26 protein-coding genes are annotated in these 18,359 nt (G+C 59.8%); all 26 read left to right on the top strand.

From position 1 onward, the window contains the following. The first annotated feature begins 2 nt into the window (after positions 1–2). The 26 genes from rpoC to rplO all read left to right on the top strand — a co-directional run bounded on the left by rpoC (position 3) and on the right by rplO (position 18,356). Positions 3–4,214, top strand: coding sequence for a DNA-directed RNA polymerase subunit beta' (rpoC, locus tag IEX75_RS03560; protein ID WP_188792869.1), 4,212 nt, complete (start codon positions 3–5; stop codon positions 4,212–4,214). Positions 4,215–4,389: 175 nt separating this feature from the next. Further along, positions 4,390–4,665 (top strand): 30S ribosomal protein S12, encoded by a 276-nt coding sequence (gene rpsL, locus IEX75_RS03555; RefSeq protein ID WP_188792868.1) that lies wholly within the window; start codon positions 4,390–4,392, stop codon positions 4,663–4,665. 16 nt (positions 4,666–4,681) lie between these two features. Continuing rightward, a complete protein-coding gene (gene rpsG, locus IEX75_RS03550; protein WP_188792867.1) occupies positions 4,682–5,149 on the top strand; it encodes a 30S ribosomal protein S7 in 468 nt (155 codons plus the stop codon). Between the two features lie 30 nt (positions 5,150–5,179). Further along, complete coding sequence (gene fusA, locus IEX75_RS03545; protein ID WP_188792866.1) at positions 5,180–7,306, top strand: elongation factor G; 2,127 nt, start codon at positions 5,180–5,182, stop codon at positions 7,304–7,306. Positions 7,307–7,355: 49 nt separating this feature from the next. Further along, positions 7,356–8,546, top strand: a complete 1,191-nt coding sequence (gene tuf, locus IEX75_RS03540) for an elongation factor Tu (RefSeq protein WP_188792865.1) — start codon at positions 7,356–7,358, stop codon at positions 8,544–8,546. A 387-nt stretch (positions 8,547–8,933) separates the two neighbouring features. Next, positions 8,934–9,245 (top strand): 30S ribosomal protein S10, encoded by a 312-nt coding sequence (gene rpsJ, locus IEX75_RS03535; protein ID WP_014402136.1) that lies wholly within the window; start codon positions 8,934–8,936, stop codon positions 9,243–9,245. Positions 9,246–9,265: 20 nt separating this feature from the next. Further along, positions 9,266–9,907, top strand: coding sequence for a 50S ribosomal protein L3 (rplC, locus tag IEX75_RS03530; protein ID WP_188792864.1), 642 nt, complete (start codon positions 9,266–9,268; stop codon positions 9,905–9,907). 11 nt (positions 9,908–9,918) lie between these two features. Next, positions 9,919–10,521: a 50S ribosomal protein L4 gene (rplD, locus tag IEX75_RS03525; protein WP_188792863.1), complete on the top strand. Its 603-nt coding sequence runs from the start codon at positions 9,919–9,921 to the stop codon at positions 10,519–10,521. Beyond that, positions 10,518–10,811, top strand: coding sequence for a 50S ribosomal protein L23 (gene rplW / locus IEX75_RS03520; RefSeq protein ID WP_188792862.1), 294 nt, complete (start codon positions 10,518–10,520; stop codon positions 10,809–10,811). Before rplD ends, rplW begins: the two co-directional genes overlap by 4 nt. 17 nt (positions 10,812–10,828) lie before the next feature. After that, positions 10,829–11,650: a 50S ribosomal protein L2 gene (gene rplB / locus IEX75_RS03515; protein WP_188792861.1), complete on the top strand. Its 822-nt coding sequence runs from the start codon at positions 10,829–10,831 to the stop codon at positions 11,648–11,650. Between the two features lie 12 nt (positions 11,651–11,662). Continuing rightward, positions 11,663–11,935, top strand: coding sequence for a 30S ribosomal protein S19 (gene rpsS, locus IEX75_RS03510; protein WP_188792860.1), 273 nt, complete (start codon positions 11,663–11,665; stop codon positions 11,933–11,935). Then, complete coding sequence (gene rplV / locus IEX75_RS03505) at positions 11,935–12,270, top strand: 50S ribosomal protein L22 (protein WP_074547432.1); 336 nt, start codon at positions 11,935–11,937, stop codon at positions 12,268–12,270. The genes rpsS and rplV overlap by 1 nt, the downstream gene beginning before the upstream one ends. Positions 12,271–12,283: 13 nt before the next feature. After that, positions 12,284–13,048 carry a 30S ribosomal protein S3 gene (rpsC, locus tag IEX75_RS03500; protein ID WP_188792859.1) on the top strand — a complete coding sequence of 255 codons (765 nt, stop codon included), beginning with the start codon at positions 12,284–12,286 and terminating at the stop codon, positions 13,046–13,048. 11 nt (positions 13,049–13,059) lie between these two features. After that, a complete protein-coding gene (gene rplP, locus IEX75_RS03495) occupies positions 13,060–13,473 on the top strand; it encodes a 50S ribosomal protein L16 (RefSeq protein WP_126683172.1) in 414 nt (137 codons plus the stop codon). Beyond that, complete coding sequence (rpmC, locus tag IEX75_RS03490; protein WP_188792858.1) at positions 13,473–13,658, top strand: 50S ribosomal protein L29; 186 nt, start codon at positions 13,473–13,475, stop codon at positions 13,656–13,658. Before rplP ends, rpmC begins: the two co-directional genes overlap by 1 nt. 12 nt (positions 13,659–13,670) lie before the next feature. Then, on the top strand, positions 13,671–13,931 hold the full coding sequence (gene rpsQ / locus IEX75_RS03485) for a 30S ribosomal protein S17 (protein ID WP_126683171.1): 261 nt from the start codon (positions 13,671–13,673) through the stop codon (positions 13,929–13,931). Positions 13,932–13,946: 15 nt separating this feature from the next. Then, complete coding sequence (rplN, locus tag IEX75_RS03480) at positions 13,947–14,315, top strand: 50S ribosomal protein L14 (protein WP_115477106.1); 369 nt, start codon at positions 13,947–13,949, stop codon at positions 14,313–14,315. Positions 14,316–14,329: 14 nt separating this feature from the next. Beyond that, on the top strand, positions 14,330–14,644 hold the full coding sequence (rplX, locus tag IEX75_RS03475; protein WP_188792857.1) for a 50S ribosomal protein L24: 315 nt from the start codon (positions 14,330–14,332) through the stop codon (positions 14,642–14,644). Positions 14,645–14,655: 11 nt separating this feature from the next. After that, complete coding sequence (gene rplE / locus IEX75_RS03470; protein ID WP_188792856.1) at positions 14,656–15,195, top strand: 50S ribosomal protein L5; 540 nt, start codon at positions 14,656–14,658, stop codon at positions 15,193–15,195. An 18-nt stretch (positions 15,196–15,213) separates the two neighbouring features. Then, positions 15,214–15,519: a 30S ribosomal protein S14 gene (rpsN, locus tag IEX75_RS03465; protein WP_188792855.1), complete on the top strand. Its 306-nt coding sequence runs from the start codon at positions 15,214–15,216 to the stop codon at positions 15,517–15,519. Positions 15,520–15,814: 295 nt separating this feature from the next. Continuing rightward, complete coding sequence (gene rpsH, locus IEX75_RS03460; protein WP_188792854.1) at positions 15,815–16,210, top strand: 30S ribosomal protein S8; 396 nt, start codon at positions 15,815–15,817, stop codon at positions 16,208–16,210. A gap of 10 nt (positions 16,211–16,220) precedes the next feature. Further along, complete coding sequence (rplF, locus tag IEX75_RS03455) at positions 16,221–16,748, top strand: 50S ribosomal protein L6 (RefSeq protein ID WP_188792853.1); 528 nt, start codon at positions 16,221–16,223, stop codon at positions 16,746–16,748. A 48-nt stretch (positions 16,749–16,796) separates the two neighbouring features. After that, entirely contained in the window at positions 16,797–17,150 is a 354-nt protein-coding gene (gene rplR / locus IEX75_RS03450; RefSeq protein WP_188792852.1) for a 50S ribosomal protein L18, read from the top strand. 78 nt (positions 17,151–17,228) lie between these two features. Continuing rightward, positions 17,229–17,738: a 30S ribosomal protein S5 gene (gene rpsE / locus IEX75_RS03445; RefSeq protein ID WP_188792851.1), complete on the top strand. Its 510-nt coding sequence runs from the start codon at positions 17,229–17,231 to the stop codon at positions 17,736–17,738. Continuing rightward, positions 17,731–17,919, top strand: a complete 189-nt coding sequence (gene rpmD / locus IEX75_RS03440) for a 50S ribosomal protein L30 (protein ID WP_188792850.1) — start codon at positions 17,731–17,733, stop codon at positions 17,917–17,919. Before rpsE ends, rpmD begins: the two co-directional genes overlap by 8 nt. A 5-nt stretch (positions 17,920–17,924) precedes the next feature. Further along, a complete protein-coding gene (gene rplO / locus IEX75_RS03435) occupies positions 17,925–18,356 on the top strand; it encodes a 50S ribosomal protein L15 (RefSeq protein WP_188792849.1) in 432 nt (143 codons plus the stop codon). Positions 18,357–18,359: the final 3 nt, after the last annotated feature.

Here is an 18,359-nt window from a genome sequence, read left to right as displayed (position 1 = left end):
CAATGAAAGATTTGCTCAATCTGTTCAATCAGCAGCGCACCACGCCGGAGTTCGATTCGATCAAGATCGCACTGGCGTCGCCGGAGCTGATCCGTTCTTGGTCGTACGGCGAGGTGAAGAAGCCCGAAACGATCAACTATCGTACCTTCAAGCCGGAGCGTGACGGCCTGTTTTGTGCCGCCATTTTCGGTCCGGTGAAGGACTACGAGTGCTTGTGCGGCAAGTACAAACGCATGAAGCATCGCGGCGTGGTTTGCGAAAAGTGCGGCACCGAAGTCACGCTCGCCAAGGTGCGTCGTGAACGCATGGGCCACATCGAGCTGGCCAGCCCGGTCGCGCACATCTGGTTCCTGAAGTCGCTGCCGTCCCGCATCGGTCTGATGCTGGATATGACCCTGCGCGACATCGAGCGCATCCTGTACTTCGAAGCCTTCGTGGTGATCGATCCAGGTTTGACGGCGCTTGAGCGTGGTCAGCTGCTCAGCGAAGATCAGTACCTCGAAGCCGTAGAAGAACACGGTGATGAATTCGACGCCCGCATGGGTGCGGAAGCCGTGTACGAGTTGCTGAAGTCGCTGGATCTTCCGGGTGAAGTGATTCGCCTCAAGGAAGAGATCGCTTCCACTAACTCGGAAACCAAGCTCAAGCGCCTCACCAAGCGCGTCAAGCTGATCGAGGCCTTCCTTGAATCCGGCAACCGTCCGGAATGGATGGTCATGACCGTGTTGCCCGTGCTGCCGCCGGACCTGCGTCCGCTGGTGCCGCTTGACGGTGGCCGTTTCGCGACGTCCGATCTGAATGATCTGTATCGCCGCGTCATCAACCGCAACAACCGCCTGAAGCGCCTGCTTGAACTCAATGCGCCCGACATCATCGTGCGCAACGAAAAGCGCATGCTGCAGGAATCGGTCGACGCGCTGATGGATAACGGCCGTCGCGGCCGTGCCATCACCGGCACCAACAAGCGCGCTCTGAAGTCGCTCGCCGACATGATCAAGGGCAAGCAGGGGCGTTTCCGTCAGAACCTGCTCGGCAAGCGCGTGGACTACTCCGGTCGTTCGGTGATCGTGGTTGGTCCGACGCTGCGCCTGCACCAATGCGGTCTGCCGAAGAAGATGGCGCTTGAGTTGTTCAAGCCCTTCATCTTCGCCAAACTGCAGGCACGCGGCGAGGCCACCACCATCAAGGCGGCCAAGAAGCTGGTCGAGCGCGAAGAGCCGATGGTGTGGGACATCCTCGAAGAGGTGATCCGCGAGCATCCGGTACTGCTGAACCGTGCACCGACGCTGCACCGTCTCGGCATCCAGGCGTTCGAGCCAAAGCTGATCGAAGGCAAGGCCATCCAGCTGCATCCGCTCGTCTGTACCGCGTTCAACGCGGACTTCGACGGTGACCAGATGGCCGTGCACGTGCCGCTGTCGATCGAAGCGCAGCTCGAAGCGCGCGCGCTGATGATGTCGACCAACAACATCCTGTCGCCGGCGAACGGTGAACCGATCATCGTGCCGACGCAGGACGTGGTGTTGGGCCTGTATTACATGACGCGCGAACTGGTGAATGCGAAGGGCACCGGCATGGTGTTCTCTAGCATCACTGAAGTGCGCCGTGCGTACGAAAATCGCGTGATCGAGCTGCACGCCAAGATCAAGGTGCGCCTCAAGCAGGTGCACGTGCATGACAGCGGTGAGCGTACCAGCAGCATTTCGCTGATGGAAACCACCGTGGGCCGTGCGCTGCTGGCTGAAATCATGCCCGAAGGCCTGCCGTTCGAGCTGGCCAACACCGAGCTCACCAAGAAGAACATCTCGCGCCTGATTAACCAGTGCTATCGCCGCCTGGGTCTAAAGGACACGGTGATCTTCGCCGACCAACTGATGTACACCGGCTTCCGTTTCGCGACGCGCGCCGGTATCTCCATCGGCATCGACGACATGATCATTCCGGCCGAGAAGAAGGGCATTCTGGAAGAAGCCGAGAAGGAAGTGGTCGAGATCCAGGAGCAATACCAGTCGGGTCTGGTCACCGCCGGCGAGCGCTACAACAAGGTGGTCGACATCTGGTCACGCACCAACGAGCAGGTCGCCAAGGCGATGATCGACGGTATCGGTACCGAAAAGGTTGCTGATGCCGAAGGTAAAACCGTCGCGCAGAAGTCCATGAACTCGCTGTACATCATGGCCGACTCCGGCGCGCGTGGTTCGGTGGCGCAGATTCGTCAGCTTGCCGGTATGCGTGGCCTGATGGCGCGCCCGGACGGCTCGATCATCGAGACGCCCATTAAGGCGAACTTCCGCGAAGGCCTGAACGTTCTGCAGTACTTCAACTCGACGCACGGTGCTCGTAAGGGTCTTGCGGATACGGCGTTGAAGACGGCGAACTCCGGTTACCTCACCCGTCGTCTCGTCGACGTGGCGCAGGACGTGGTCATCACCTCGACCGATTGCGGTACCGAGGAAGGCCTGATCATGCAGCCGATCGTGGAAGGTGGCGACGTGGTCGAACCGCTGCGCGAGCGCGTGCTCGGCCGCGTGGTGGCCGAAGATGTGTACGGCCCGGGGGAGGGCGACGAGCCGATCGTCACCCGCGACACCCTGCTGGACGAAGCGCTGGTCGAAAAGCTCGACAAGGCGGGCGTGCAGTCGATCAAGGTGCGTTCGTCCATTACCTGTGCAGCCAGCCACGGTGTTTGCGCGCTGTGCTACGGCCGCGATCTTGCTCGCGGTCACCTGGTGAACATGGGTGAAGCGGTGGGCGTGGTCGCTGCACAGTCGATCGGTGAGCCCGGCACGCAGCTTACGATGCGTACGTTCCACATCGGTGGTGCGGCGTCGCGTGCGGCGGCAGTCGACAACGTGTCGGTGAAAACCACCGGCGCGGTGAAGTTCAACAACTTGAAGACCGTGCAACACGCCCAGGGTCATCTGGTAGCCGTGTCGCGCTCGGGCGAAGTGTCGGTGATCGACGCCAACGGTCGCGAGCGTGAGCGCTACAAGGTGCCCTACGGCGCCACCATCACGGTGAAAGATGGTGCGCCGGTCAAGGCTGGCCAGACCATCGCCAACTGGGATCCGCATACCCATCCGATCGTGTCGGAAGTGGCCGGTGTGGTGCGCTTCATCGACTTCATCGATGGCGTCACCGTGCAGAGCCAGACCGACGAACTCACCGGCCTGGAGTCGGCGGTGGTGACCGATCCGAAGCGTCGCGGTACCGCGGCCAAGGATCTGCGTCCGATCGTGCGCCTGGAAGACAACAAGGGCCGCGAGCTCAAGTTGCCGGGCACCGATGTGCCGGCGCAGTACTTCCTCCCGGCCGGTGCGATCGTGTCGATCCAGAACGGCGCCGAAGTGGGCGTGGGTGACGTGGTTGCCCGTATCCCGCAGGAAACCTCCAAGACCCGCGACATCACCGGTGGTCTGCCGCGCGTTGCCGACTTGTTCGAAGCCCGCAAGCCGAAAGAACCGGCCATTCTTGCCGAGCGTTCGGGCGTGGTCAGCTTTGGTAAGGACACCAAGGGCAAGCAGCGCCTGATCATCAAGGACAGCGATGGCAACGAGCACGAAGAGCTGATTCCGAAGTGGCGTCAGGTCATCGTGTTTGAAGGCGAGCACGTGGAGAAGGGTGAAACCGTCGTGGACGGCGAGCCCAATCCGCACGACATCCTGCGTTTGCTGGGTGTGGAGCCGCTCGCTGCGTACCTGGTCAAGGAAATCCAGGACGTCTACCGCCTGCAAGGTGTGAAGATCAACGACAAGCACATCGAAACGATCATTCGTCAGATGCTGCGCAAAGTCGAGATCACCGAGCCGGGTGAGAGCCACTATCTGCGTGGCGAACAGGTGGAGCGCGTGCGGATCAATGGCGAAAACGATCGCGCGGTGACCCGTAACGAGCGTCCGGCTGAATTCCAGTCGGTGCTGCTGGGTATCACCAAGGCATCGCTGGCGACCGAGTCGTTTATTTCGGCCGCATCGTTCCAGGAAACCACTCGCGTTCTTACCGAAGCGGCGGTTCGTGGTACGCGTGATACCTTGCGTGGTCTGAAGGAAAATGTTATTGTCGGCCGTCTGATTCCGGCAGGTACGGGTCTGGCGTATCACGCGCAGCGTCATCGCCAAGGCGGGTTGACCGCCTCGGAACTGGAAACCCTTTCTGGTTCCTCCCAGGTCTCCTTTGCGGAGGCGCCGGTAGGCACTGATGCAGGTATCGAGTAAGCCCCCCCCGGCTTGCTCGCCGACATACGAAATGAGGCGCATGGAATGCGCCTCGTGTTCGAGTCTAGGACGGCGGGTGTTTCCTTGCTTGAGGTAAGGCGCCCATGTTAAATTCCCGCTTCTTGGCAGACCGGTTTTGTCGGTCTGCCTTTATGTTTCCCAGGAATAGCTTCGCATGACGACAGTCAATCAGCTGGTGCGCAAATCCCGCAGCCCGAAGAGCTATAAGAGCGCTTCGCCGGCCCTGCAAAGCAGCCCGCAGCGTCGCGGCGTCTGCACGCGCGTTTACACCACTACCCCCAAAAAGCCGAACTCGGCCTTGCGTAAGGTTGCCAAGGTGCGCCTGACCAACGGCTACGAGGTCATTAGGCGCGGCAGTCTCGACTGCGCGGGCGTTACTAAGCGCCGCCAGAGTCGTTCGAAGTACGGCGCCAAGCGCCCGAAGAGCTAATTGAAGGACAGTAACTATGTCGCGTAAAGGTTCCCATCCCGCCCGTCTGGTGCTGCCTGATCCCAAGCACGGCAGCCAGCTCATCGCCCGTTTCATCAACATGGTGATGAAGAGCGGCAAGAAGTCTGTGGCCGAATCCATCGTATATGGCGCGCTGGATCACATCGGCGAAAAGCATGCTGAGGCAGTGCAACTGGTCGAAAAGGCTCTCGGCAACATCGCCCCGGCGGTCGAGGTGAAGTCTCGCCGCGTTGGCGGTGCTACTTACCAGGTACCCGTTGAAGTGCGCCCCGGGCGTCGTATGGCTTTGGCTATGCGCTGGGCGATTGAGGCAGCGCGCAAGCGTGGCGAAACGTCTATGCCGCGTAAGCTGGCTGCCGAGCTGCTGGAAGCCTCCGAAAATCGCGGTGGCGCCATCAAGAAGCGTGAGGAAACGCACCGCATGGCAGAAGCCAACAAGGCCTTCTCGCACTATCGCTGGTAAGCAGTATCGTACGGATTCGAGGTTAGTACCGTGGCACGCACCACTCCCATCGAGCGCTATCGCAACTTCGGCATCATGGCTCACATCGATGCCGGTAAGACCACGACCACGGAGCGAATCCTGTTCTATACCGGCGTCAGTCATAAGATTGGCGAGGTGCATGACGGTGCAGCGACGATGGATTGGATGGAGCAGGAGCAGGAGCGCGGCATCACCATTACGTCGGCGGCAACAACGGCGTTTTGGAAGGGAATGGATCGTTCGTTGCCTGAGCACCGCTTCAACATCATCGACACCCCAGGGCACGTAGACTTCACCATCGAAGTGGAACGTTCACTGCGAGTGCTCGATGGTGCGGTGTTCGTGCTATGCGCCGTCGGTGGCGTGCAACCGCAGTCCGAAACGGTGTGGCGTCAGGCTAACAAGTACAACGTGCCGCGCCTCGCGTTCGTCAACAAGATGGACCGCACCGGTGCCAATTTCGGCAAGGTAGTGGAGCAGTTGAAGTCGCGCCTGGGTGCCCATCCGGTGCCGATGCAGGTGCCGATCGGCGCCGAAGACAATTTCGAGGGCGTGATCGACCTGGTCAAGATGAAGGCGATCTACTGGGATATGGAATCCCAGGGCATGAAATTCGAGTACAAGGACATCCCGGCCAATTTGAAGGATGCAGCGGACGATGCGCGCAACTTCATGGTCGAGTCCGCGGCGGAAACCTCCGAAGATCTGATGAATAAGTACCTGGAAGAGGGTGACCTCTCCGAGGACGACATCATTGGCGGTCTTCGTGCGGGCACGCTCGCCAATAAGCTGATTCCCGTGTTCTGCGGTACCGCCTTCAAGAACAAGGGCGTGCAGGCCATGCTCGACGCAGTGATTCAGTTGCTGCCATCGCCGGCCGACCGTCCGCCGGTCAAAGGCATTGACGAGAATGAAAAGGAAGACATGCGCGCTGCAGATGATAATGCGCCGTTCTCTTCGCTCGCGTTCAAGATCATGACCGATCCGTTTGTGGGTTCTTTGACCTTTTTCCGCGTCTACTCGGGCACGTTGAATGCTGGCGACGCCGTGTACAACCCGGTGAAGTCGAAGAAAGAGCGCATCGGCCGTATCCTGCAGATGCACGCCAATGAGCGTCAGGAAATCAAGGAGGTTCGCGCAGGCGACATCGCTGCTGCGGTCGGCCTGAAGGACGTAACCACCGGTGACACGTTGTGCTCGCAGGATCACATCATCACTCTCGAGCGCATGACGTTCCCAGAGCCAGTGATCTCGATGGCCGTCGAGCCAAAGACCAAGTCAGACCAGGAAAAGATGGGTATCGCACTCAGCCGTTTGGCTGCGGAAGATCCATCGTTCCGCGTGCGCACCGACGAGGAATCCGGTCAGACAATCATCGCTGGCATGGGCGAACTGCATCTGGACATCATCGTCGACCGCATGCGTCGCGAGTTCAATGTGGAGGCCAATGTTGGCAAGCCGCAGGTGGCCTATCGCGAAACCATCCAGGGTGCATACAAGGCGGACTTCAAGCACGCCAAGCAGTCGGGTGGTAAGGGTCAGTACGGTCACGTGGTCATCGAGTTCTCAAAGATGACCGACGAGGATCGTAAGAACCCCGACGTAAAGAACGACTTTCTGTTCGTCAACGATATTACGGGCGGCGTGGTTCCGAAGGAATACATCCCGTCGGTCGAAAAAGGTTTGCGCGAATCCATCACTAGCGGTCAGCTTGCTGGCTTCCCGGTGGTGGGCGTCAAGGCGAAGCTGGTGTTCGGTTCGTACCACGACGTTGACTCGTCGGAAATGGCCTTCAAGATCGCCGCCCATGGCGCGTTCAGAGAGCTCTTCAAGGAAGGCGCGAAGCAGTCGCAGCCGATCCTGCTGGAGCCGATCATGAAGGTCGAAGTCGTGACGCCGGAGGATTACCTCGGCGACGTGATGGGTGACGTAAGCCGGCGTCGTGGTGTGCTGCAGGGCTCTGACGATACACCGTCGGGCAAGACCATCAATGCGATGATTCCGCTGGGCGAGATGTTCGGTTACGCCACCTCGCTTCGCTCTCAGACGCAAGGTCGTGCCACCTTCACAATGGAATTCGATCATTACGAGCCGGCGCCGAACAATATCGCCGAACAGGTCATGAAGAAGGCCTGATAAGGCCGTCTTCGCTAAACAACACAGTTCTTTTTCAGAGGTTCAAACCATGGCAAAGGGTAAATTCGAACGCACCAAGCCGCACGTAAACGTGGGGACGATTGGCCACGTGGACCACGGCAAGACGACGCTGACGGCGGCGCTGACGAAGGTGGGAGCGGATCGTTTTGGCGGTGAGTTCAAGGGCTACGACCAGATCGATGCGGCGCCGGAAGAGAAGGCGCGCGGTATCACGATCTCGACGGCGCACGTGGAATACGAATCGCCGAACCGCCACTACGCGCATGTGGACTGCCCGGGCCACGCCGACTACGTGAAGAACATGATCACGGGTGCAGCGCAGATGGACGGTGCGATCCTGGTGTGCTCGGCCGCGGACGGCCCGATGCCGCAGACGCGCGAACACATTCTGCTGAGCCGTCAGGTGGGCGTACCGTACATCGTCGTGTTCCTGAACAAGGCCGACATGGTGGACGACGCTGAACTGCTCGAGCTGGTGGAGATGGAAGTACGCGAACTGCTCAGCAAGTACGAATTCCCGGGCGACGACACCCCGATCATCAAGGGTTCGGCCAAGCTGGCGCTGGAAGGCGACCAGTCGGACATCGGCGTGCCGGCGATCATTGCGCTGGTGGATGCGCTGGACAGCTACATCCCTGAGCCGGTGCGCGTGCTGGACAAGGCGTTCCTGATGCCGGTGGAAGACGTGTTCTCGATCTCTGGCCGCGGCACGGTGGTGACCGGTCGTGTGGAGACAGGCATCATCAAGGTCGGTGACGAAGTGGAAATCGTGGGTCTGCGTCCGACAACGAAGACCACGGTGACGGGCGTAGAAATGTTCCGCAAGCTGCTGGACCAGGGCCAGGCGGGCGACAACGTGGGTCTGCTGCTGCGCGGCACGAAGCGTGAAGACGTGGAGCGTGGTCAGGTGTTGGCCAAGCCGGGTTCGATCACCCCGCACACCGACTTCGAGGCTGAGGTGTATGTGCTGTCGAAGGAAGAGGGTGGCCGTCATACCCCGTTCTTCAAGGGCTACCGTCCACAGTTCTACTTCCGTACGACGGACGTGACCGGTGCGGTGGAGTTGCCGGAAGGCGTGGAGATGGTGATGCCGGGCGACAACGTGAAGATGAAGGTCACGCTGATCTCGCCGATCGCGATGACCGAAGGTCTGCGCTTCGCGATCCGCGAAGGTGGCCGCACGGTGGGTGCTGGCGTCGTGGCCAAGATCACCAAGTAATGAAATAGAAGACAACCGCCTGCTGCGCAGGTGGTGTTCTTCGACGCTTGTCATATGTCTGTAAGTAGGCTATAGTCGCCAAGTTCTCGTCGCTGGAAATGTTGGCGACATACCGCGAAATGAGGTACAGGAAGTGCTTCGAGTTCGCTAATAAGGATGTTGCGGGTTCCCGGCCTAGGATCTAGTTCCTATCGCCAAAAGGAGTTCCCGCATGCGCTATCTGTCTGGGCAGGCCGCAAAACGGCCTGCCCGGCGTTTTGAAGTCTTCCGGGTGTCAAAAGAATTTGGGAAGTCTTCTGCAAGGTCTGCAATGCAATTTGGGTTGTGCGAAGTAGCGAGAAGCTACTTCGATTCACAGTTTTGTTCTTTAGATAACAGGACACGGTTATGGCGAACCAAAAGATTCGCATTCGACTCAAGGCGTTCGATCATCGTCTGATCGACCGTTCGGCCAGCGAAATCGTCGAGACGGCCAAGCGCACCGGCGCTACGGTTCTCGGTCCGATTCCGCTCCCGACCAAGATCGAGCGTTACACCATTCTGGTGTCGCCGCACGTCGACAAAGACGCTCGCGATCAGTACGAAACCCGCACCCATAAGCGCGTGCTGGACATCGTCGATCCCAACGACAAGACCGTGGACGCGCTCATGAAGCTCGATCTCGCCGCTGGTGTTGACGTTCAGATCAAGCTTGGTTGAGCGATAGACAGGATACGAACATGAGTATCGGACTGGTTGGCCGCAAATGCGGCATGAGCCGACTCTTTACCGAAGACGGACGCTCGATTCCGGTGACGCTGATTGAGGCGACCCCGAACCGCGTCACACAGGTGAAGACGGAAGATAACGATGGTTACAGTGCGGTGCAGGTCACCGCAGGCGTCAAGCGCGCCAGTCTGCTGACCCACCCGGAAAAGGGCCACTACGCTAAGGCGAAGGTTGAGCCGGGTCGTGGTTTGTGGGAGTTCCGCCTGAATGCTGCCGACGCCGGTAAATATACCGTCGGTGCCGAAATCAAGGCAGACGAAGTATTCCAGGTCGGCCAGGTCGTCGACGTGGCTGGCGTCAGCAAGGGTAAGGGCTTCCAGGGCACGATCAAGCGCCATGGCTTCACGATGGGCGATGCCACTCACGGTAACTCGCTGTCGCATCGCGCGCCGGGTTCTATCGGCCAGCGTCAGACACCGGGTCGCGTGTTTCCGGGCAAGAAAATGTCGGGCCACATGGGTGCAGTCAATCGCACCGTGCAGGGTCTGGAAGTGGTCAAGGTCGACGGTGAGCGCCACCTGATCGCGGTGAAGGGCGCTGTGCCGGGTGCTACCGGTGGCGACGTCATCATCCGTCCGACCACCAAAGGTTGAGGAGAGACGGCATGGAACTGAATGTTATTGGCGCCAAGCCGCTCAGCGTGTCGGACGAAGTGTTCGGCGGTGAGTTCAAGCAGGCTCTGATCCACCAGGTCGTGGTGGCTTATCAGGCCGGTGGTCGCGCCGGTACGCAGTCGCAGCTTTCGCGCAGCGACGTGTCCGGCACCACCAAGAAGTTTAAGAAGCAGAAGGGCGGCGGCGCCCGTCACGGTGACTATCGCGCTCCGATTTTCGTGGGCGGCGGTGTCACTTTCGCGGCCAAGCCCCGCAGCTACGAGCAGAAGGTCAACCGTAAGGCCTATCGTGTGGCGATCCGCTCCATTTTGTCAGAGCTGAATCGTCAGGGTCGTCTGAAGGTGGTCGAGGGCTTCGGCATCGACGCCCCGAAGACCAAGACGATGATCGCCAAGATGGCCGAGCTCGAAGTGTCCGGTCGCGTGCTGCTGGTGTCGGAGGACGCGAACGAAGCGTTGTACCTGGCTTCGCGCAACATCCCCTATTTGCATGTTTTGGATGTGCTCGCGCTGAACCCGGTCAGCCTCGTCGGTTCCGACTACGTGGTGATGACCATCGAAGCGGTCAAGAAGGTCGAGGAGTGGCTGGCATGAGCAACGAACGCATTCTGAATACGCTGCGCGCGCCGCACATTTCCGAGAAGGCGGCCCGTCTGGCCGAGCATAACCAGTACGTTTTCGTGGTTGCTCCCGAGGCAACCAAGGCTGACGTCCAGGCAGCTGTCGAGAAGATGTTCGACGTTAAGGTCGAGCAGGTGAACCTCGTCAATGCCAAGGGCAAGACTAAGTCCTTCCGTTTCCGCGCGGGCAACCGTCAGGGCAAGCGCAAGGCGTACGTCCGTCTTGCCGAAGGCCAGACGATCGACGTGTCGGCCAAGGCCTAAGCCAGGAGTTCTGACAGATGGCACTAATCAATCACAAGCCAACCTCGCCGGGTCGTCGTGACGCCGTCAGCGTCCGCACCGAGGGGCTGCATAAGGGTGCACCGTACGCGCCGCTGACCGAGAGTCAGAACAAGACGGGTGGTCGTAACCATTTTGGTCGCATCACTACGCGTCATCGCGGCGGTGGTCACAAACAGGCGTACCGCATCATCGACTTCAAGCGCGACAAGGAAGGCATTGCCGCCAAGGTCGAGCGCCTGGAATACGATCCGAACCGTACGGCGCACATCGCGCTGCTGTGCTACGCCGATGGCGAGCGTCGCTACATCATCGCGCCGGCTGGCGTGGCGGTGGGTGATCGCGTGGTCTCTGGTCACGATGCGCCGATCAAGGTGGGTAATAGCCTGCCGCTGCGCAATATCCCGGTCGGTTCGACGGTGCATTGCGTGGAAATGAAGCCCGGCAAAGGCGCGCAGATTGCTCGTTCGGCCGGCGCTTCGGTGCAGCTGATCGCACGCGAATCCGGTTACGCGACCCTGCGTCTGCGCTCCGGTGAAATGCGCAAAGTGCCGGTCGACTGTCGCGCCACCATCGGTGAAGTGGGTAACTCCGAGCATAGCCTGCGCAAGCTGGGCAAGGCCGGGGCCACCCGCTGGAAGGGCATCCGCCCGACCGTTCGCGGCGTGGTGATGAACCCGGTTGACCACCCGCACGGCGGTGGTGAAGGCCGTACCTCCGGCGGCCGTCACCCGGTCAGTCCGTGGGGCACGCCGACCAAGGGCTACAAGACCCGTAACAACAAGCGCACGCAGCAGTTCATCGTGCGTCGTCGCAAGTAATAGGAAACCGTCATGCCGCGTTCTTTGAAGAAAGGTCCCTTTGTCGACCTTCACCTCATCAAGAAAGTGGAAACTGCGGTTTCCACCAACTCCAAGCGCCCGATCAAGACCTGGTCGCGTCGCTCCATGATCCTGCCAGAAATGGTTGGATTGACCATCGCCATCCACAACGGTCGCCAGCACGTACCGGTACTAGTCAACGAGAACATGGTCGGGCACAAGCTCGGCGAGTTCGCGGTGACGCGTACCTTCAAGGGCCATGGCGGCGATAAGAAGGGCAAGTGATGAGCACCGAAGCCAAAGCGATCCTGCGCAGCGCTCGCATTTCAGCGCAGAAGGCACGCCTGGTGGCTGACCTGGTCCGCGGTATGCCCGTGGGCCGTGCCAGCGACGTGCTCCAGTTCACCAACAAGAAGGCCGCGCACATTGTTCGCAAGGTGCTGCTGTCGGCCGTCGCCAATGCTGAGAACAACCTCGGCGCCGATGTCGACGAGCTGAAGGTCTCGCGCATCTTCGTGGACGAAGGTCCGGCGATGAAGCGTATGTATGCCCGCGCCAAGGGTCGCGGTTCGCGCATCCTGAAGCGCACCAGCCACATCACTGTGGTCGTTGGTAACTGAGAGGACGTAGACGATGGGTCATAAAGTTCATCCCACCGGTATCCGCCTCGGCATCGCCAAGGACTGGAACTCGAAGTGGTACGCCAATAAGGGCGAATACGCCCAGTATCTCGCTGCCGACCTCAAGGTCCGCGAAATGCTGCGCAAGAAGCTGGCCGCTGCTGGTATCTCGAAGATTCAGATCGAGCGCCCAGCCAAGACCGCTCGCGTGACGATCCACACCGCCCGTCCGGGCGTGGTGATCGGCAAGAAGGGTGAAGACATCGAAAAGCTGCGCAAGGAAGTCAGCGACATGATGGGCGTTCCGGCGCACATCAATGTCAACGAAGTGCGCAAGCCAGAACTCGATGCACAGTTGGTAGCCGAGTCGATCGCGCAGCAGCTTGAGCGCCGCATCATGTTCCGTCGCGCCATGAAGCGTGCTGTGGGCAATGCGATGCGTCTGGGCGCACTGGGCATCAAGATCAATGTCTCCGGCCGTCTGAACGGTGCCGAGATTGCGCGCTCTGAGTGGAGCCGTGAAGGTCGTGTGCCGCTGCATACCTTGCGTGCGGACATCGATTACGGCACCGCCGAAGCGAAGACTACCTACGGCATCATCGGCATCAAGATTTGGATCTACAAGGGCGAAATCTTCGACCTGTCCCAGATCGGCCAGGAGCCGAAGGAAGAGCAGGCCGCTCAACCGCGCCGTGAGCGCGAGGGTGGCGAAGGGCGTCGTGAAGGGCGTCGCGATCGCGAGGGCGGTGAAGGCCGTCGCGAGCGGACTGCGAAGTAAGGAGAGTTGCCATGTTGCAACCCAAGCGAACCAAATACCGCAAGCAATTCAAGGGCCGCAATGACGGCTTGGCTTTCAGTGCCAATCTCGTCAGCTTTGGCGAGTATGGCCTCAAAGCCACCACGCACGGGGCACTGACCGCGCGTCAGATCGAAGCGGCTCGTCGTTGCATCACGCGTTTTGTGAAGCGCGGCGGCAAGTTGTGGATCCGCGTGTTCCCCGACAAGCCGATCACCAAGAAGCCAATCGAAGTCCGAATGGGCGCCGGTAAGGGTGGCGTGGAGTTCTGGGTCGCACCGATCCAGCCGGGCCGCATGCTTTATGAAATCGAGGGTGTCGACGAGGCTACCGCGCGTGAGGCGTTCCGCCTGGCCGCTGCCAAGTTGTCGGTGCAGACCCAGTTTGTGACCAGGGCGGTGATGTAATGGACATCAAAGACCTAACCACCAAGTCGGCCGAAGAGCTGAAGCAGCACCTGCTGGACCTGCGCAAGGAGCAGTTCAATCTGCGCATGCAGAAGGGCACCGGTCAGCTCAGCCAGCCGCATCAACTGCGCCGTGTTCGGCGTGATATCGCCCGCACGAAGTTCGTGCTCGGCGGCAAGAAGTAAGAGGCGGCCGACATGAGCGACAACCAGAAACAGGTACGCACCCTCGAGGGTCGCGTGATCAGCAACAAAATGGAAAAGACGGTCACCGTACTGATCGAGCGCCAAGTGCAGCACCCGCTGCTCGGTAAGATCGTACGTCGTTCCACCAAGCTCCACGCGCAGAACGATCTCGGCGCAAATGAGGGCGACGTGGTGCGCATCGCGGAATGCCGTCCGCTTTCCAAGACCAAACATCACCGCGTGGTCGAAATCGTCACGCGCGCCGAAGCGTAAGGGGAGGGTGCAGCCATGATCCAGATGCAAAGCACGCTTTCTGCTGCCGACAACAGCGGCGCCAAGGAATTGATGTGCATCAAGGTGCTCGGCGGCTCCAAGCGCCGCTACGCCGCAATCGGTGATGTGATCAAAGTCACCGTGAAAGATGCCATCCCGCGTGGCAAGGTGAAGAAGGGCGAAGTCTACAACGCCGTGGTGGTTCGTACCGCCAAGGGCGTGCGCCGCGCCGACGGTTCGCTGATCCGTTTCGACGGTAATGCGGCCGTGCTCCTCAACAACAAACTCGAGCCGATCGGTACCCGTATCTTTGGGCCCGTGACTCGTGAGCTGCGTGGCGAGAAGTTCATGAAGATCGTCTCGCTCGCACCCGAAGTGCTCTGAGGCGGAGAAGAACCATGAACCGTATCCGCAAGGGTGATCAAGTCATCGTGATCACCGGCAAAAACAAAGGTCAGCGCGGTGACGTGCTGCGCGTTGATGGCGACCGTGTGTTCGTCTCCAACGTCAATCTGGTCAAGCGCCATACCAAACCCAACCCGCAGGCTGGCCAGGCCGGCGGCATTGTGGAGCGTGAGGCCTCGATCCATATCTCCAATGTGCAGCTGTTCAACCCCGCCACGAACAAGGGTGAACGCGTCGGTGCCAAAACGCTCGCTGATGGGCGCAAGGTCCGCGTGTACCGTTCGTCCGGCGAGGTCGTGGACGCGTGAGGAACACGAACATGACGCGCCTTGAAAACTTCTACAAAGAACAGGTCATCCAGAAGCTCACCGAGCGCTTCGGATACCAGAATGTGATGCAGGTTCCCCGCATCACCAAGATCACGCTGAACATGGGCGTGGGCGAAGCTGCGGGCAACAAGAAAGTGCTCGAGAACGCAGTGGCCGACATGGCCAAGATCGCCGGCCAGAAGCCGATCACGACCAAGGCGCGCGTTTCCGTGGCCTCGTTCAAGATCCGCGATGGTTGGCCGATCGGCTGCAAGGTCACGCTGCGCCGCGCGACCATGTGGGAATTTCTGGATCGCCTGATCAACATCTCGTTGCCCCGCGTCCGCGACTTCCGTGGAGTGTCGGGACGCGCCTTCGATGGCCGTGGTAACTACAACTTCGGCATCAAGGAACAGATCATCTTCCCGGAAATTGACTTCGACACGGTCGATGCCATGCGTGGTATGGATATCTCTATCACCACTACGGCAAAGACTGACGAAGAAGCCAAGGCGCTGCTGGAGGCTTTCAGCTTCCCGTTCCGCAACTAAGAGAGTCGCGAGAAATTTATGGCAAAAACCTCCATGGTTAACCGCGATATCAAGCGGTCCAAGCTCATCAAAAAGTACGCCGCCAAGCGCGCCGAACTGAAGGCCATCGTGGCGAACCCCAAATCCTCCTATGAGGAGAAGATGGACGCCCAGACCAAGCTGCAGAAGCTGCCGCGGGATTCCAGCGCTAGCCGTCTGCGCAACCGCTGCGAATTATCCGGTCGCCCGCGTGGTGTGTATCGCAAGTTCGGCCTGGGCCGTAACAAGCTACGCGAAGCCACCATGCGCGGTGATGTGCCGGGTTTGCGCAAGGCAAGCTGGTAACCAACGCAATAATCCCGCCCTTTCCCTTCTGGGGAGGGGCTGCGGTGAGGGTCAGCCTCGCCAAAAATAGGAAGATGCCAGGCACTTAAGGGTATCTACCAAAAGCCCACCTTGATCTCCCTCGGGAAATACGGGGCAGGGTAACGATTACTTTGTCGCATCAGTATTCGCAAAAACCGGAAAAAGCTGATATGATTGACGGTCTGCGCATCGCAGGCCGGTCTTTCCATCGGCTCACAATCTAGAATTGATCTCCGGTTTTATCGGATATCGGTGCACTCTGAAGGATGTTTTCATGAGCATGACTGATCCCATCGCCGATCTGTTTACGCGCATCCGCAATGCCCAGGCTACGGGCAAGCAGGTTGTCAGCGTACCGTCGTCGAAACTGAAGGTGGCGCTGGCCAACCTTCTCAAGAACGAGGGCTACATCCTCGACGTCAAGACCTCCGAAGCGGAGGGCAAGCCGGTGCTCGAGATAAAGCTCAAGTATTTCGAAGGCCGTCCCGCGATCGAACGTATCGAGCGCGTTAGCCGTTCGGGTCTACGTGTATACCGCGGCAAGGACGAGTTGCCGAAGGTACTCGGCGGCTTGGGCATTTCGATCATTTCGACGTCCGGCGGTCTGCTGACCGACGCGCAGGCTCGCGCCAAGGGCGTGGGTGGCGAAGTCATCGGTCTGGTCGCGTAAGGAGTTTCCGATGTCTCGTGTTGCCAAGAAACCCATTACCCTGCCCAAGGGCGTCGAGCTCAAGGTTGCCGACGACAGCATTGCCGTGAAAGGCCCGAAGGGCACCTTGTCGGTTCACGCGCTCCCGGGTGCTTCTGTGTCCGTCGAAAACGGCGTGGTGAGCGTCCAGGTTGCCGAGGGTGCAGAAGACAAGTTCGGTGGAACTGTCCGTGCGCTGCTGGCCAACATGGTCAAGGGTGTTTCCGAAGGTTATGAGCGTAAGTTGGAGCTGGTCGGCGTGGGTTACCGCGCTTCGATGGCCGGCAAGGCGCTAAATCTGAGCCTCGGCTTCTCCCATCCGATCGTGTTCAATGCACCGGAAGGCATCACACTCGAGACCCCGTCGCAAACCGAAATCCTGATCAAGGGTTCGGATAAGCAACTGGTCGGCGAGGTCGCTGCCAAGATTCGTGGCTATCGTCCGCCGGAGCCCTATAAGGGTAAAGGCGTGCGTTATGCAGGCGAGAAGATCACCCTGAAGGAAGCCAAGAAGGCCTAATGGCGGGTTGCTCCGCTAAATAGCCGATCCGTTTCCTGGAGACACACGATGAATAAGAAAGAAGCTCGCCTGCGTCGCGCTAAGTCCACACGTTCCCACATTCGCAAGCTCGGTGTGGCCCGCCTGTCCGTGCATCGCACTGGCCAGCACCTTTATGCCCAGGTGTTTGACGCTTCGGGCGTGAACGTCGTGGCGGCCGCCTCTACCGTACAAAAGTCGGTAGCCGAGGGCCTGAAGGGCACCAAGAACATCGAAGCTGCTGCTGCTGTAGGCAAGGCGATTGCCGAACGCGCCAAGGCAGCTGGTATCGAAAGTGTGGCGTTCGACCGCTCCGGTTTCCGCTATCACGGTCGCATCAAGGCGCTCGCCGATGCCGCTCGCGAAGCCGGCCTCAAGTTCTAAGCAGTAACAACAACAACTCCAAGCGGCCCAGCCGCAAGTAAAAGTCCCGGATGGTCCGGGCATACGGAAAAAAGATAAATGTCTTCTACTGATCGCGAAAACACAGACGGCCTGCTCGAAAAGCTGATCGCCGTCAACCGCGTGGCCAAGACCGTGAAGGGCGGCCGTCAGATGAGCTTTACCGCGCTGACCGTGGTTGGCGACGGCGAGGGCAAGGTCGGCTTCGGCTATGGCAAGGCGCGTGAAGTGCCGGTAGCCATTTCCAAGGCTATGGATCGTGCTCGCCGCAACATGGTGAGCATCGATCTGAACAACGGCACGCTTTGGTATGCCATCAAGGCCAACCATGGCGCCGCGCGCGTGTACATGCAGCCGGCTTCCGAAGGTACTGGCGTGATCGCTGGTGGTGCCATGCGTGCCGTGTTGGAAGTGGTCGGTGTGAAGAACGTGCTGGCAAAGGCCGTTGGATCGCGCAATCCGATCAATCTGGTGCGCGCCACCATCAAGGGTCTGCAGGCTGTCGCTTCGCCGAAGCAGATTGCTGCCAAGCGCGGCAAGACCGTGGAAGAGGTGCTGGGCAATGGCTAATACCGAAAAAACCATTCGTGTGCGCCTGGTGAAGGGCCTGCGCGGTGTACAGGCTCGCCACCGCTTGAGCGTGAAGGCTTTGGGCCTGAACAAGACGAACGACGTCCGTGAATTGAGGGACAGCCCGCAAGTCCGCGGCCTGATCAACACGGTTTACTACCTGGTGCGGGTTGAGGAGTAAGCATCATGCGTCTGAATGACATTAAGCCGGCTGCTGGTTCGCGTAAGACGCGTCTGCGCGTTGGTCGCGGCATTGGTTCGGGCCTCGGCAAGACTGCTGGCCGCGGCCACAAGGGTCAGCATGCTCGCACCGGTCGCACTCATCGCCTAGGTTTCGAGGGTGGCCAGATGCCGTTGCAGCGTCGCCTGCCGAAGGTGGGTTTCCGCTCGAAGAAGAAGGCCGAGAGTCAGCAGGTCTTTCTGTACCAGCTCGCAGGCCTGAAGGCTAATGTGATCGATGCGGTCGTGCTGCATCAGGCTGGCTTGATTGACAGCCGCGCTAAGAAAGTCAAGGTCGTTGCGAAAGGCGAGATTGGCCGTGCGGTGAAGCTGTCGGGCTTGCTGGCAACGGTTGGCGCCAAGGCTGCCATCGAAGCTGCCGGCGGCAGCGTGGAGTAACTC

Source organism: Dyella nitratireducens (genome assembly GCF_014642835.1).
GTDB classification, from domain to species: domain Bacteria; phylum Pseudomonadota; class Gammaproteobacteria; order Xanthomonadales; family Rhodanobacteraceae; genus Dyella_B; species Dyella_B nitratireducens.
This window is presented reverse-complemented; position numbering and strand designations above follow the sequence as displayed.

Bases quoted from the DNA above. Each gene is read 5' to 3' on its own strand.
- rplD (WP_188792863.1), top strand. From the start codon at position 9,919: ATGGAACTGAATGTTATTGGCGCCAAGCCGCTCAGCGTGTCGGACGAA.
- rpsN (WP_188792855.1), top strand. From the start codon at position 15,214: ATGGCAAAAACCTCCATGGTTAACCGCGATATCAAGCGGTCCAAGCTC.
- rpsE (WP_188792851.1), top strand. From the start codon at position 17,229: ATGTCTTCTACTGATCGCGAAAACACAGACGGCCTGCTCGAAAAGCTG.
- rplE (WP_188792856.1), top strand. From the start codon at position 14,656: ATGACGCGCCTTGAAAACTTCTACAAAGAACAGGTCATCCAGAAGCTC.
- rplF (WP_188792853.1), top strand. From the start codon at position 16,221: ATGTCTCGTGTTGCCAAGAAACCCATTACCCTGCCCAAGGGCGTCGAG.
- rpsC (WP_188792859.1), top strand. From the start codon at position 12,284: ATGGGTCATAAAGTTCATCCCACCGGTATCCGCCTCGGCATCGCCAAG.
- rplC (WP_188792864.1), top strand. From the start codon at position 9,266: ATGAGTATCGGACTGGTTGGCCGCAAATGCGGCATGAGCCGACTCTTT.
- rpsL (WP_188792868.1), top strand. From the start codon at position 4,390: ATGACGACAGTCAATCAGCTGGTGCGCAAATCCCGCAGCCCGAAGAGC.
- rpsH (WP_188792854.1), top strand. From the start codon at position 15,815: ATGAGCATGACTGATCCCATCGCCGATCTGTTTACGCGCATCCGCAAT.
- rplX (WP_188792857.1), top strand. From the start codon at position 14,330: ATGAACCGTATCCGCAAGGGTGATCAAGTCATCGTGATCACCGGCAAA.
- rpmC (WP_188792858.1), top strand. From the start codon at position 13,473: ATGGACATCAAAGACCTAACCACCAAGTCGGCCGAAGAGCTGAAGCAG.
- rpsQ (WP_126683171.1), top strand. From the start codon at position 13,671: ATGAGCGACAACCAGAAACAGGTACGCACCCTCGAGGGTCGCGTGATC.
- rpsJ (WP_014402136.1), top strand. From the start codon at position 8,934: ATGGCGAACCAAAAGATTCGCATTCGACTCAAGGCGTTCGATCATCGT.
- rplW (WP_188792862.1), top strand. From the start codon at position 10,518: ATGAGCAACGAACGCATTCTGAATACGCTGCGCGCGCCGCACATTTCC.
- rplR (WP_188792852.1), top strand. From the start codon at position 16,797: ATGAATAAGAAAGAAGCTCGCCTGCGTCGCGCTAAGTCCACACGTTCC.
- tuf (WP_188792865.1), top strand. From the start codon at position 7,356: ATGGCAAAGGGTAAATTCGAACGCACCAAGCCGCACGTAAACGTGGGG.
- rplO (WP_188792849.1), top strand. From the start codon at position 17,925: ATGCGTCTGAATGACATTAAGCCGGCTGCTGGTTCGCGTAAGACGCGT.
- rpoC (WP_188792869.1), top strand. From the start codon at position 3: ATGAAAGATTTGCTCAATCTGTTCAATCAGCAGCGCACCACGCCGGAG.
- rplB (WP_188792861.1), top strand. From the start codon at position 10,829: ATGGCACTAATCAATCACAAGCCAACCTCGCCGGGTCGTCGTGACGCC.
- rpmD (WP_188792850.1), top strand. From the start codon at position 17,731: ATGGCTAATACCGAAAAAACCATTCGTGTGCGCCTGGTGAAGGGCCTG.
- rpsS (WP_188792860.1), top strand. From the start codon at position 11,663: ATGCCGCGTTCTTTGAAGAAAGGTCCCTTTGTCGACCTTCACCTCATC.
- rplN (WP_115477106.1), top strand. From the start codon at position 13,947: ATGATCCAGATGCAAAGCACGCTTTCTGCTGCCGACAACAGCGGCGCC.
- rpsG (WP_188792867.1), top strand. From the start codon at position 4,682: ATGTCGCGTAAAGGTTCCCATCCCGCCCGTCTGGTGCTGCCTGATCCC.
- rplP (WP_126683172.1), top strand. From the start codon at position 13,060: ATGTTGCAACCCAAGCGAACCAAATACCGCAAGCAATTCAAGGGCCGC.
- rplV (WP_074547432.1), top strand. From the start codon at position 11,935: ATGAGCACCGAAGCCAAAGCGATCCTGCGCAGCGCTCGCATTTCAGCG.